10 protein-coding genes are annotated in these 13342 nt (G+C 71.8%); 1 reads left to right on the forward strand and 9 read right to left on the reverse strand.

Features of this window, described 5'->3' with window-relative positions:
* Positions 1–50: 50 nt before the first annotated feature.
* The 7 genes from ABIH81_RS27740 to ABIH81_RS27770 all read right to left on the reverse strand — a co-directional run bounded on the left by ABIH81_RS27740 (position 51) and on the right by ABIH81_RS27770 (position 7218).
* Positions 51–932: a branched-chain amino acid ABC transporter permease gene (locus ABIH81_RS27740; protein ID WP_047894329.1), complete on the reverse strand. Its 882-nt coding sequence runs from the start codon at positions 930–932 to the stop codon at positions 51–53.
* Between the two features lies 1 nt (position 933).
* The gene (locus tag ABIH81_RS27745; protein ID WP_047894330.1) at positions 934–2190 is read right to left on the reverse strand and encodes an ABC transporter substrate-binding protein; all 1257 of its coding nucleotides are present in this window, start codon (positions 2188–2190) and stop codon (positions 934–936) included.
* A 42-nt stretch (positions 2191–2232) separates the two neighbouring features.
* Positions 2233–2925 (reverse strand): ABC transporter ATP-binding protein, encoded by a 693-nt coding sequence (locus ABIH81_RS27750; RefSeq protein WP_047894331.1) that lies wholly within the window; start codon positions 2923–2925, stop codon positions 2233–2235.
* A complete protein-coding gene (locus ABIH81_RS27755) occupies positions 2912–3673 on the reverse strand; it encodes an ABC transporter ATP-binding protein (RefSeq protein WP_047894338.1) in 762 nt (253 codons plus the stop codon). Before ABIH81_RS27755 ends, ABIH81_RS27750 begins: the two co-directional genes overlap by 14 nt.
* Before the next feature lie 330 nt (positions 3674–4003).
* Complete coding sequence (locus ABIH81_RS27760) at positions 4004–5080, reverse strand: zinc-binding dehydrogenase (RefSeq protein ID WP_349877833.1); 1077 nt, start codon at positions 5078–5080, stop codon at positions 4004–4006.
* A complete protein-coding gene (locus ABIH81_RS27765) occupies positions 5077–6519 on the reverse strand; it encodes an aldehyde dehydrogenase family protein (protein WP_349877834.1) in 1443 nt (480 codons plus the stop codon). Before ABIH81_RS27765 ends, ABIH81_RS27760 begins: the two co-directional genes overlap by 4 nt.
* Positions 6520–6564: 45 nt before the next feature.
* On the reverse strand, positions 6565–7218 hold the full coding sequence (locus ABIH81_RS27770) for a TetR/AcrR family transcriptional regulator C-terminal domain-containing protein (RefSeq protein ID WP_349877835.1): 654 nt from the start codon (positions 7216–7218) through the stop codon (positions 6565–6567).
* A gap of 87 nt (positions 7219–7305) precedes the next feature.
* Between ABIH81_RS27770 and ABIH81_RS27775 the strand changes: the two genes are divergently transcribed.
* Positions 7306–8478 carry an acyl-CoA dehydrogenase family protein gene (locus ABIH81_RS27775; RefSeq protein WP_194802914.1) on the forward strand — a complete coding sequence of 391 codons (1173 nt, stop codon included), beginning with the start codon at positions 7306–7308 and terminating at the stop codon, positions 8476–8478.
* A gap of 4 nt (positions 8479–8482) precedes the next feature.
* Here the strand turns inward: ABIH81_RS27775 and ABIH81_RS27780 are convergent, their stop codons facing one another.
* Entirely contained in the window at positions 8483–9520 is a 1038-nt protein-coding gene (locus ABIH81_RS27780; RefSeq protein WP_349877836.1) for an aminotransferase class V-fold PLP-dependent enzyme, read from the reverse strand.
* Positions 9521–9718: 198 nt separating this feature from the next.
* The gene (dnaE, locus tag ABIH81_RS27785) at positions 9719–13252 is read right to left on the reverse strand and encodes a DNA polymerase III subunit alpha (RefSeq protein ID WP_349877837.1); all 3534 of its coding nucleotides are present in this window, start codon (positions 13250–13252) and stop codon (positions 9719–9721) included.
* Between the last annotated feature and the right edge of the window lie 90 nt (positions 13253–13342).

Raw genomic sequence — 13342 nt, forward strand, 5'->3', positions numbered from 1 at the left:
GTGCTGACCGGGCATGCCCTCACGGCCCTCCCGTAGCTCGGTGCGTTCGGTCATGCCGGGGCCTCCTCTCGGCCGAACAGGCCGGCCGGCCGCCAGAGCAGCACGGCGGCCATCACCACGAACACGACGGTCTGCGACACGAGCGGGTAGTCGGACAGGTAAGCCTCGCCCCACGCCTGGATCAGGCCGATGCCGAAGCCGGCGGCGACCGAGCCGAAGATCGAGCCGAGGCCGCCGATCACCACCACCGCGAAGACCACGATGATCAGGTCGGCGCCCATCAGCGGGTTGACCGCCCGCATCGGGGCGGCGAGCACCCCGGCCAGCCCGGCCAGGGCGATGCCGAAGCCGAACACCGGGGTGACCCACTTCCCCACGTCGATGCCGAACGCCCGGGTCAGCTCCGGCCGCTCGGTGGCGGCCCGGACCACCATGCCGATCCGGGTCCGCCCGAGCACCCACCAGACCGCCACGCACAGCAGCACGGTGAAGCCGAGGATGAAGACCCGGTACGTCGGGAAGTCGAAGATTCCGAAGTCGACGGTCCCGCTCAGTTCGTCGGGGGTGGCGTACGGGCTGGACTGCACGCCGTACCGGGACTTGACCAGGTCCTGCAGGATCAGCGTCAGGCCGAAGGTGAGCAGGAAGTTGTAGAGCGGGTCGAGCCGGGTCAGCCGGTGGATCACCGCCCGTTCCAGCACCATGCCGAGCAGGCCCAGCGCCAGCGGCATGATCACCAATGCGGCCCAGAACGGCACGCCAGCCTCGGCGAGCAGCACGTACGCCCCGAACGCGCCGAGCATGTAGAACGCGCCGTGGGCGAAGTTCACCACCCGGAGCATGCCGAAGATGACCGCGAGCCCGAGGGCGAGCAGGGCGTAGAACGCCCCGCCCACCAACCCGTTGAACGTGTTCTGCAGGAACCCGGACATGTCAGAGCTTGCAGTCCGGGGACGGGGTGCGGAAGGCCTCCGCCGCCGGGATGGTCTTGAGGATCTTCACGTAGTCCCACGGCTCCTTGACCTCGGCCTGCGGCTTCACCTGGGCCAGGTACGCGTCGTGGACGACCCGGTGGTCCTCCGCGCGGATCTTGCCGTTGCGCAGGAAGAGGTCGTTGACCTCCTTGCCCTCCAGCTCCTTGACCACGGCGTCCGCGTCGTCGGTGCCGGCGGCCTGCACCGCCTCCAGGTACTGCATGGCGGCGGAGTAGTTCGCGGCGTGCGCGAACGACGGCCGGGTGCCGGTCTCCTTCTGGAACCGGTCCGCCCACTCCCGGTTCTGCTGGTCGAAGTTCCAGTACCAGGCGTCGGTGTAGGTGGTGCCGGCCAGCGCGGCCGGGGTGAGCGAGTGGATGTCGGTGATGAACATCAGGCCGACGGCCAGCCCGACGCCCTTGTCCCGCAGCTTGAACTCGTTGTACTGCTTGACCACGTTGACCAGCTCCGCGCCGGCCTGCATGGTGCCGAGCACCTGCGGCTTCGGGTTCAGCGTCGGCGACTTGAGCAGGAACGACGAGTAGTCGCCGCTGGTGTTCGGGAACGGCGCGCCGTCCTTGCCGACGACCTGCCCGCCGGCCGCGGTGATGGCGGCGGTGAAGCTCTTCTCCATGTCCTGCCCGAACGCGTAGTTCGGGTAGAGGATGTACCAGTTCTTGCCGACCTGCTCGGTGGTCACCGTGCCGGTGCCGTGGGCCAGCATGTAGGTGTCGTACGCGTAGTGGAACGTGTACTTGTTGCAGCTCTTGCCGGTCAGGTCGGTGGTCGCCGCGCCGATGTTGAAGTACAGCTTCTTCTTCTCCTTGGCCACGTCGGCGACCTTCAGGGCGGCCGAGGAGGTCGGCACGTCCAGGATGGCGTCGACACCCTTGCGGTCGACCATCTCCTGGGCCTTGCTGTTGGCCACGTCCGGCTTGTTCTGGTGGTCCGCGGTCTCCACGGTGATGTTCCTGGTCACCGCGTCCTCGCCGTGCTTGGCCTGGAAGTCGGCGATGGCCATCTCCACGGCCTTGACCGAGTTGCGCCCGGACAGCTCCGAGTAGGCGCCCGACTGGTCGTTGAGCACGCCCAGCACGATCTTGTCGCCGGTCAGCTTCGAGTCGCCGCCGGACTGCGGACCACCGCCGCCGCAGCCGGCCACCAGCAGCGCCGCCGCCGAGGCGGCGGCCACACCCACGCTCCTACGCATGTGCATCCCCTTCGTACCGCGCGGTCCGCGCGGGTCAGCCGTCCAGATTCAGATGCCGAGATAAGCCAGCAGCTCGCGTTCCCGCGAGCGCACCTCGGCGTTCTCCATCGCCTCCGCGATCCGTCCCTCGGCCAGCAGGTAGTGCCGGTCGGCGACGCCGGTGGCGAAGTGCAGGTTCTGTTCCACCAGCAGCACTGTCACGCTGTGCTTCTTGGCCTCCCGAAGCAGGTCACCGACCTGCTGCACGAGCAGCGGCGACAGCCCTTCGGTGGGCTCGTCGCAGAGCAGCAGCCGGGCTCCCATGCGCAGCACCCGGGCCAGCGCGAGCATCTGCTGCTCGCCGCCGGAGAGCATGGTCGCTGCGGAGTCGCGCCGCTCGTACAGGGCCGGGAAGGCCTCGTACACCCGCTCCAGCGGCCACGGGTCGGGGCCGACCCGGGGCGGTAGGGTCAGATTCTCGGTGACCGTGAGCGTGGCGTACGCGCCCCGGTCGTCGGGCACCCAGCCGAGCCCGGCCCGCGCCCGCCTGTACGCCGGCAGCCGGGTGACGTCCCGGCCGTCGAGGTGGATCGCGCCGCGCTGGCCAGGGTGCAGCCCCATCACCGAGCGCAGCAGCGTGGACTTGCCGGCGCCGTTGCGCCCGACCAGGGTGACCACCTCGCCGGCGGCCACCTCCAGGCTCACCTCCCGCAGCACCTGGGCCTCGCCGTACCAGGCGGAGAGGTTCTCAATGCGCAGCATCCGCGGCTCCCAGGTAGGCGGTGATGACCCGCTCGTCGGCGCGGACCTGCTCGTACGGCCCCTCGACCAGCACCTTGCCGGCCTGCAGGACGGTGACCGTGTCGGCGAGCCGGCCCACCACGCTCATGTTGTGCTCCACCATGACCACGGTCCGTCCGGTGCGGACAGTGGCGATCAGGTCGACGGTGCGGTCGACGTCCTCCAGGCCCATCCCGGCCGTCGGCTCGTCCAGCAGCAGCACCTTCGGGTCGAGGGCGAGCGCGATGGCCAGCTCCAGGGCCCGCTTGCGCCCGTACGCGAGCGCCTCGGCCGGCGCCTCGGCGAGGTCAGCCAGGCCGACCATGGCCAGCAGCTCGTCGGCCCGGTCCCGGTAGCGGCGCATCAGCTTCGCCGACCGCCAGAACCGCCAGCCCAGCCCGCTGCGCGACTGGAGGGCCAGCTCGACGTGCTCCCGCGCGCCGAGCTGCGGAAAGAGGCTGGTGATCTGGAACGACCGGGCCACGCCGAGTCGGGCCACCCGCTCCGGTGGCAGCCCGGTCACGTCGCGGCCGTCCAGCTCGATCCGCCCTTCGCTGGGCGGCAGGAAGCCGGTGAGCAGGTTGAACAGTGTGGTCTTGCCGGCGCCGTTCGGGCCGACGAGGGCATGCACGGTCTCCGGCGCCACGTCGAGGTCGACGCGATCGACGGCCCGGAAGCCCCGGAAGTCCCGGGTCAGCCCTCGGGCCGACAGGATCGCTTGCCCGGCCATCGCCTCACCCTTCGCAGGTCCGTACGCGACGGCCAGGTCGGTGACCGGGGTCACAGGGTCGTCGCGTGCTGGAAACCTACGAGGAGTCGAAGCGGCCGAGCCATGTCGGCCCACCACACATTCACCCCTGCCGGTGCGGACCCAGCCTCCATAGATGCCGGTCACCCCCGACCGGGTCCGGTCCGATCGGTGGCCGTCGACATGTGGCGCGGCACCGTCACCGGCCGGCGGCGCACTCCGGCAGGTCGGGTCCGTCCGCGTGGGAGAAGACCGACGTCCTCGACGCCGGGCGGCGGCTGCCCGGCGCCGCCGCCCGGGTCGAGGGGGACGTCAGTCCGGGAACGTGACCACCCAGCGGGCGCCCTCGCCGCGGGCCAGCCGGTCCAGCGCCGCGGGCGCCTCGGTCAGCGGCACCGTGCCGCTCACCAGCGGCCGCAGGTCGAGGTCACCGGCGGCGAGGGCGGCGGCCAGCTCCGGCACCTCCCGGTCCGGGTCGGTCGAGCCGTACACCGAGGAGCGCAGCGTGCGCGCGGAGTGGAAGATGTCCAGCGCGGAGAGGCTGAGCAGGTCGTCCTTGCCGCCCATGCCGACCACGGTGACCGCTCCCCCGCGCCGCGTCGCCCGCCAGGCGGCGCGGATGGTGGCGGACCGGCCGACGCACTCGAACGCGTGGTCCACGCCGCGTCCCTCGGTGCGAACCCGGATCTCCTTGCCCAGCCGGTCGTCCGATCGGAGGAAGTCGGTGGCCCCGGCGGCGAGCGCCAGGTCCCGCTTGGCCTCCACCACGTCCACGGCGAGGATCGGCGACGCGCCGGCCCGCCGCGCGGCGGTCAGCACGGCCAGCCCCACCCCGCCGAGCCCGATCACCGCCACCGACTCGCCGGGTGCGACCCGTGCGGTGTTGCGGACCGCGCCGACGCCGGTGAGCACCGCGCAGCCCAGCACCGCGGCCTGCTCCGGCGGCAGTCCGGCCGGCACCGGTACGGCGGCGCGCTGCGGCACCACCACCTCCTCGGCGAGCGCGCCGAGCCCGAGCGTGACCTGAAGGGGCTCACCTGCGGCGGTCTCGCCCCGGGGCGTGGACGGGTTGGGGTTGGCGGCGCAGAGCCACGGTTCGCCGTGCCGGCAGTGCCAGCAGTCCCGGCAGGCCGGGGCCCAGTTGAGCACCACGGGTGTGCCGACGGCGAGCGTCGTGCCGGGCCCAGCCTCGGCCACCACGCCCGTCGCCTCGTGCCCCAGCACCAGCGGGTACGCGGGCGCCAGCGTGCCGTCCACCATGGCCAGGTCGGAGTGGCAGATGCCGGCGGCGCGGATGCGTACCCGCAGCTCACCCGGGCCGGGCGCGGGCAGGCGTACCTCCTCGACCGCCGGTGCGGCGCCCCGGCCGCGTACCACGAGCGCCCTCACCGCTGGATCGCCTTCAGCTCGGTGAACTCCTCCACGCCGTACGCGCCCAGCTCGCGGCCGAGGCCGGACTGCTTGTAGCCGCCGAACGGGGCGAGCGGGTTGAACGCGCCGCCGTTGACGTCCACCTGGCCGGTACGCATCCGCCGGGCCACTGCCAGCGCCGCGTCCTCGTCGGCCGACCAGACCGCGCCGGCCAGCCCGTACCGGGAGTTGTTGGCGATGGCGACCGCCTCGTCGGTGTCGGCGAACGGGATCACCGCGAGCACCGGCCCGAAGACCTCCTCCTGGGCGAGCGCGCTGTCCGGGTGCACGTCGGCGAAGACGGTGGGCGCGACGAAGTGCCCCTGCGGCGGCAGTGGCGCGTCCGGGCCACCGGCGACGAGCCGGGCGCCGTCGGCGAGCGCCCGGTCGACGTGGTCGCGTACCCGCTGGGCCTGCGCGGCGGAGGCGAGCGGGCCGAGCCGGGTGGCCGGGTCGAACGGGTCGCCGAGCCGGTAGCCGGCCACCGCCGCCGCGACCAGGTCCAGCGCCTCGGCGTAGCGGTCGCGGTGGACGAGCATCCGGGTCCAGGCGGTGCAGGTCTGCCCGGAGTTCAGCAGCGCGTTGCCGACGCCGACCTTGACCGCGGTGGGCAGGTCGGCGTCGGCCAGGATGACGTTCGCCGACTTGCCGCCGAGTTCCAGCGACACCCGGGCGATGCGCTCGGCGGCCAGATGCGCGATGCGCCGGCCGGTGGCGGTGGAGCCGGTGAACGAGACCAGGTCGACGCCGGGGTGCGCGGCGAGCGCCTCGCCGACGACCGGGCCGGTGCCGGGCACCAGGTTCACCACACCGGGCGGCAGTCCGGCGTCGGTGATCGCGTCGAACAGCAGGTACGCGGTGAGCGGCGTCAGCTCGCTGGGCTTGAGCACGACGGTGCACCCGGCGGCGAGCGCGGGCGCGACCTTCGCGACCACCTGGTGCAGCGGGTAGTTCCACGGGGTGATCGCGCCGACCACGCCGACCGGCTCCCGGACCACGAGCGAGTTGCCGACCGTGCGCTCGGCGGCCGGGCGGGCGGCCAGGTCGACCATGCCGCGCAGCACTGTGAGCGGCAGGCCGGCCTGGACGCGGGTCGCGAGCTTGAGCGGGGTGCCCAACTCGGTCGCCACGGTGCGGGCGATCTCGTCGGCGCGGGCGGCGAGCGCGGTGTGCAGCCGGTCCAGGTGCGCGGCCCGCTGCTCGGGGGCGGTGGCGGCCCAGCCGGGGAACGCGGCGCGGGCGGCGGCGACCGCGCGGTCCACGTCGGCCGGTGTGCCGGCGGGCACCTCGCCGACGACGCTCGCGGTGGCCGGGTTCTCCACCGGGATGGTGTCGCCCGACGACGGGTCGACCCAGTCACCGGCGACGTGCAGGTGGCGGCGCGTCAGCAGGGCGGGAGGGGCGGCGGCGAGATCCATGGCGTCCTTCGGGGGCGGCGGAAACTAGCGGTGGGAGTTTCGACGCTACTCCGGACCGCCGACCCGTTCCAGCGGGGCGACGGTGGCCGCGTACTCGGCGGCGAGCCCGTGCAGCAGCGCGTCCAGGCCGAGCGCGAACGCGCCCTCGTCCACGCTGCGCTGGTGGCCGGCGAGGCGGTGGGCCTGGTTGAGGTGCGGGTGCGCGGCGTAGAGCGAGGGGTCCTCGACGAAACCGCGGGCGAACGAGCCGAGCGCGGACCCGGCCACGAAGTAGCGCATGGCGGCGCCGATGTGGGTGGCTCGCGCGGGCGGCCAACCGGCCCGGACGAGCGCGCCGTAGACCGCGTCGGCCATGGCCAGCGCGGCCGGACGGCGGCCCGGCCCCCGCGCCAGGTACGGCACGATGTTCGGGTGCGCGGCCAGCGCGGCCCGGTACGAGCGCGCCCAGCGGGCGAGCGCGTCGAGCCAGTCGTACTCGTCGAAGACGGCGATGTCGACTGTCGCCGCGACGCCGTCGGCCACCGCGTCGAGGATCTCCTCCTTGGTGGCGAAGTGGTTGTAGAGCGAGGGGCCGCGTACGCCCAGCGCCGCGGCGAGCCGCCGGGTCGAGAGCGCGTCCAGCCCGTCGGCGTCGATCAGCGCCAGCGCGGTCTCGACGATCCGGTCGCGGGTGAGCAGGGCCTGTCGGGGTCGGGGCACCCGGTCATCATCCTCCCTTCGACGTCGGGTCTGGACGCGGGAAAACTTCCAGCGCTAGTTTAGAGCCAGTCGACCTGAGGGGGCACCGTGGACTTCGCACTGTCCGACGAGGAACGCGCGATCCGGGACACCGTTCGCACGTTCGTCACCCGCGAGGTGATGCCGCTGGAGGCGGAGGTGCTGCGCCGCGAGCGCGCCCACCAGCCCGGCCTGGACCGCTCCGAGCTGCGCGAACTCCAGCTCAAGGCGAAGAAGTTCGGCTTCTGGGGGCTGGCCACGCCGGAGGAGTACGGCGGGATGGCGCTGCCGGCGGTCATGCAGTCGCTGATCTGGACCGAGCTGGGCCGCAGCTTCGTGCCGTTCCGCTTCGGCGGCGAGGCCGACAACATCCTGTTCCACGCCACCGAGGAGCAGAAGCGCGAGTTCCTGATCCCCACCATCGAGGGGGAACGGATCTCCTGCTTCGCCATCACCGAGCCCGGGGCGGGCTCCGACGCGGCGAACATCAAGCTGCGCGCCCGCCGCGACGGCGACGACTGGGTCCTCGACGGCGAGAAGACGTTCATCACCAACGGCAACGACGCCGACTTCGCCATCGTGGTCGCGGTGACCGACCCGGAGAAGGGCGCCCGCCGCGGCGGCGCCACCGCGTTCCTGGTGGACCGCGCGATGGGCTGGCGGTCCGAGTTCATCCAGACCATGGGCGAGGGCGGGCCCGCCTCGCTGATCTTCGACGGCGTACGGGTGCCGCACCGCAACATCCTCGGCGAGATCGGGCAGGGCTTCACGCTCGGCATGGAGTGGATCGGCAAGGGCCGTTACACCATCCCGTCGCACGCCGTCGGCATCGCCGAACGCGCCCTCCAGATGGCCATCGACCACGCCAACACGCGCGAGACGTTCGGCGCGCCGATCGCCACCAACCAGGCCATCCAGTGGATGATCGCCGACTCGGAGACCGAGCTGGAGGCGGCCCGCTGGCTGATCCTGCGCTCGGCCTGGACCGTCGATGCGGGCCTCGACCCCCGGCACGCCTCCTCGATGGGCAAGCTCTACGGCGCCGGCATGGTCAACCGCGTGGTGGACCGGGTGCTCCAGATCCACGGCGGCATGGGCTACACCCGGGAGCTGCCGATCGAGCGCTGGTACCGGCAGGTCCGGCTGTACCGGATCTTCGAGGGCACCGACGAGATGCAGCGGCTGATCATCTCCCGCGACCTGCTGCGCGGGTACACGAAGATCGGCGGCCACCTGGCCTGAGCGGTCAGCCGGTCAGCGCCTCGACCGCCCGGTCCACGTCCGCCTCGGTCGTGTAGAGGTGGAACGAGGCACGGACCCGGCCGGCCCGTACCGCCGCGCGCACCCCGGCGCGGGCCAGCCGCTCCTGGGCGTCCGGCACGTCCACGGTGACGATCGCGCTGTCGCCGGACGGCCGGCCCAGCCCGGCCAGGAACCGGTTGGCCAGCCCCACGTCGTACGCGCGCACCGCCTCCGGGTCGAGGTCGGCGAGCAGTTCCAGTGCTGGGGCGGTGCCCCCGTAGCTGAGCCACGGCGGCGCGATGTCGAACCGGCGCGCGTCGTCGGCCAGGCGCAGCGGCAGCCCGTAGTAGGAGGCGTGCGGCTCGCGGCCGGCGTACCACCCGGCCGCGTCCGGGCGCATCCGCTCGCGCAGCGCCGGGGCCAGGTAGGCGAAGGCCGAGCCGCGCGGCGACATCAGCCACTTGTACGCCCCCACCACCACCGCGTCGGACCGGTCCGCCGCGAACGGCAGCCACCCGCACGCCTGCGTCGCGTCGGCCACCACGAACGCGCCGTGCGCCCGGGCCGCCGCGACGATCTCGTCGTACGGGGTCACATAGCCGTCGGCGGACTGCACCACGCTGAACGCCACCAGGTCCGTGTCGGCGTCGATCGCGTCGACCAGGCCGGCCAGCGGCACGGTGCGAACCCGCACGCCGCGCTCCTGCTGAACCAGCCACGGGAACAGGATCGAGGTGAACTCGGTCTCGGGCACCACCACCGTCGCGCCCGCCGGCAGCCCGGCCGCGATCGGCGCGACGAGTTGCGACGCGCTGGCGCCGACGCTCACGTCGGCGGCGTCCACACCGGTCAGCCGGGCGAACGCGGCCCGGCATCGGTCCACCGACTCCTCCCACACCTCGAACGACACCCGCCCGGTCCGCCAGTCGGCGAGCATCCGCTGCACGGCGTCCCACACCGGCTCCGGCGGCAGTCCGTAGGTGGCCGTGTTCAGCCAGCCGGGTTCCGGTTGCCACAGCTTCTGCGCCTGCTCCAGCTCCATGACCCGACGCTAACCACCCCTCCCCCACCCCGACACCGCCAATCCCACCCCCGTGGCCCCCACTCGCGCCGCCCCCGCGCCCGGGCCCCGACCCCCGGTGATCTTGCACTTTCCGCCCCGGCAAATAGGGCAAAGCCCCGAATCACAGGGCCGAAACTGCAAGATCGCGCGGCGGGGAGCCGGACGCGCTCGGCCCGGTCAGCTCACGTTGGCCGGGCCGAGGACGCTCTTCAGGTCACCCATCAGCGCGGTGGTCGGCGCGACCCGGAACGGGCCGAGACGCAGCGTGGTGACCTTGCCGCCGTTGAGCAGCTTGACGTGCACCTCGGTGTCGCCGGGGTGCAGCACGAGCGTCTCCTTGAGCCGTTCCACGAGCGGCGGCGTGCAGCGGTGCACCGGGATGGTCAGCGTGACCGGCTTGTTGGCCGGGTTGCTGGTGACGTCCGGCATGGACATGTCCATCGCCATGATGCGCGGGGTGTCGTCGCGCCGGTCGACCCGGCCCTTGACCACCACGATCGCGTCCTCGGCGATGTACTGCCCGATCACCTCGTACGTGTTCGGGAAGAACAGCGTCTCCACGCCGCCGGCGAGGTCTTCGAGCGTCGCCGACGCCCAGGCCCGGCCCTGCTTGGTGACCCGGCGCTGCACGCCGGAGAGGATGCCGGCCAGGGTGACCACCGCGCCGTCGGGCACCGTGCCCTCCTCGGACAGCGCGGCGATCGTGGTGTCCGCCGCCGCGCCGAGCACGTGTTCCAGGCCGAACAGCGGGTGGTCGGAGACGTACAGGCCGAGCATCTCGCGCTCGAACGCGAGCTTGTCGCGCTTGTCCCACTCCCCCTCGCCGATGACCGGCATGACCGTGGTGGTGCCGCCGGTCTCCGCCTCGCCGAAGCCGGCGCCGAACAGGTCGTACTGGCCGACCGCCTCCTTGCGCTTGACGTCGGCGTACGCGTCGATGGCGTCGGCGTGCACGGCGAGCAGGCCCTTGCGCGGATGCTTGAGCGAGTCGAACGCCCCGGCCTTGATCAGCGATTCGATGGTCTTCTTGTTGCAGACCACGGCGTCGACCTTGGACAGGAAGTCGTAGAAGTCGGCGTAGTCGCCCTTCTCCTCGCGGCACCGCATGATCGAGGCGACCACGTTCGCGCCGACGTTGCGCACGGCGCCGAGACCGAAGCGGATCTCCTTGCCGACCGGGGTGAACGGCCCGGCCGAGGTGTTCACGTCCGGCGGGAGCACCTGGATGCGCATCCGGCGGCACTCGGACAGGTACAAGGCCATCTTGTCCTTGTCGTCACCGACGGAGGTGAGCAGGGCGGCCATGTACTCGGCCGGGTAGTGCGCCTTGAGGTACGCGGTCCAGTAGGAGACCAGGCCGTACGCGGCGGAGTGGGCCTTGTTGAACGCGTAGCCGGCGAACGGGACCAGCACGTCCCACACGGCCTGGATGGCCTCGTCGGAGTAGCCGCGCTCGCGGCAGCCGTCCCGGAACGGGATGAACTCCTTGTCGAGGATCTCCTTCTTCTTCTTGCCCATCGCCCGGCGCAGCAGGTCGGCCTGGCCGAGCGTGTAACCGGCGAGGATCTGGGCGGCCCGCTGCACCTGCTCCTGGTAGACGATCAGGCCGTACGTGGGCGCGAGGATCTCGCGCAGCGGCTCCTCCAGCTCCGGGTGGATCGGGGTGATCTCCTGGAGCCCGTTCTTGCGCAGCGCGTAGTTGGTGTGCGAGTCCACGCCCATCGGGCCGGGCCGGTAGAGCGCCAGGACGGCGGAGATGTCCTCGAAGTTGTCCGGCTTCATCAGCCGCAGCAGCGAGCGCATCGGCCCGCCGTCGAGCTGGAACACGCCGAGGGTGTCACCGCGGGCCAGCAGCTCGTACGCCTGCTTGTCGTCCAGCGGCAGGCCGAGCAGGTCCAGCTCCCGGCCGTGGTTGAGCTGGATGTTCTTCACCGCGTCGTCGATGATCGTCAGGTTGCGCAGGCCGAGGAAGTCCATCTTCAGCAGCCCGAGCGACTCGCAGGTCGGGTAGTCGAACTGCGTGATGATGACGCCGTCGGAGTCGCGCCGCATGAGCGGGATGTGCTCGATGATCGGCTCGGCGGACATGATGACGCCGGCGGCGTGCACACCGGTCTGCCGGATCAGGCCCTCGATGCCCTTGGCGGTCTCGATGACCTTCTTGACGTCCGGGTCGGACTCGTAGAGGCCGCGGATCTCGCCCGCCTCGGCGTAGCGGGGGTGCTTCGGGTCGAAGATGCCGGACAGCGGGATGTCCTTGCCCATCACCGCCGGGGGCATGGCCTTGGTGATCCGGTCGCCCACCGCGTACGGGTAGCCGAGCACCCGGGCCGAGTCCTTGATCGCGGCCTTCGCCTTGATCGTGCCGAACGTGGCGATCTGCGCGACCTTGTCCTCGCCCCACTTGTCGGTCACGTACTTGATGACCTCACCGCGCCGGCGCTCGTCGAAGTCGATGTCGACATCCGGCATGGAGACGCGCTCGGGGTTGAGGAACCGCTCGAAGATCAGGCCGTGCGGGATCGGGTCGAGGTCGGTGATGCCCAGCGCGTACGCCACGAGCGAGCCGGCCGCCGAGCCACGCCCGGGGCCGACCGCGATGCCCTGGCTCTTGGCCCACTGGATGAAGTCGGCGACCACGAGGAAGTACGACGGGAAGCCCATCTGGATGATGACGCCCAGCTCGTACTCGGCCTGGACGACGTGGCCCTCCGGGATGCCGTTGGGGAAGCGGCGCGCCAGCCCGGCGAACGTCTCCTTGCGGAACCAGGACTCCTCGGTCTCGCCCTCGGGGATCGGGAACCGCGGCATCAGGTTGTGGAAGGTGAACATGCCGGCCGGGTCGACCTTCTCGGCCACCAGCAGCGTGTTGCGGCAGCCCTGCTGCCACAGCTCGGAGGAGTCGACCGCGCGCATCTGGTCGGCGGACTTGACGAAGTAGCCGCCGCCCTCGAAGCGGAACCGGTTCGGGTCGGCCACGTTGCTGCCGGTCTGTACGCAGAGCAGCACGTCGTGCGCCTCGGCCTGCGCCTCGTGGGTGTAGTGCGAGTCGTTCGTGACCACCGGCGGGATGTCGAGCTTGCGGGCGATCTCGGTGAGCCCGTCGCGGACCCGGCGCTCGATGTCGAGGCCGTGGTCCATGATCTCCAGGAAGTAGTTGTCCTTGCCGAAGATGTCCTGGTACGCGGCGGCGACCTTGAGCGCCTCGTCGAACTGGCCGAGCCGCAGCCGGGTCTGCACCGCGCCGGACGGGCAGCCGGTGGTGGCCATGATGCCCTGGGCGTGCTCGGCGATCAGCTCCATGTCCATCCGGGGCCACTTCACGTAGTGGCCCTCCATGGAGGCGCGGGAGTTGAGCTTGAACAGGTTGTGCAGGCCGTCGCGGTTGGCCGCCCACATGGTCATGTGGGTGATCGCGCCGTTGCCGGAGACGTCGTCGCTCTTCTGCTCGGGGCGCCCCCACTTGACCCGGGCCTTGTGGAAGCGCGACTCCGGCGCGACGTACGCCTCGACGCCGAGGATGGGCTTGACCCCGGCGTCCATGGCCTGCTTGTAGAAGTCGTTCGCGCCGTGCATGTTGCCGTGGTCGGTGATCGCCACCGCCGGCATGCCGAGCCGCGCCGCCTCGGCGAAGAGGTCCTTGAGCCGGGCCGCCCCGTCGAGCATCGAGTACTCGGTGTGTACGTGCAGATGCGCGAACGAATCGCCCATGCGTGGCGCCCCCCGGGTTGTGGATCAAGCTGCGTCGGAGTCGACCGACCCACCCTACCGAGGTGCTCGTGCGGGCTCCACCGTCCGCGC

The sequence above is a fragment of the Micromonospora sp. HUAS YX12 genome, from assembly GCF_040215685.1.
Lineage (GTDB): Bacteria > Actinomycetota > Actinomycetes > Mycobacteriales > Micromonosporaceae > Micromonospora > Micromonospora tulbaghiae.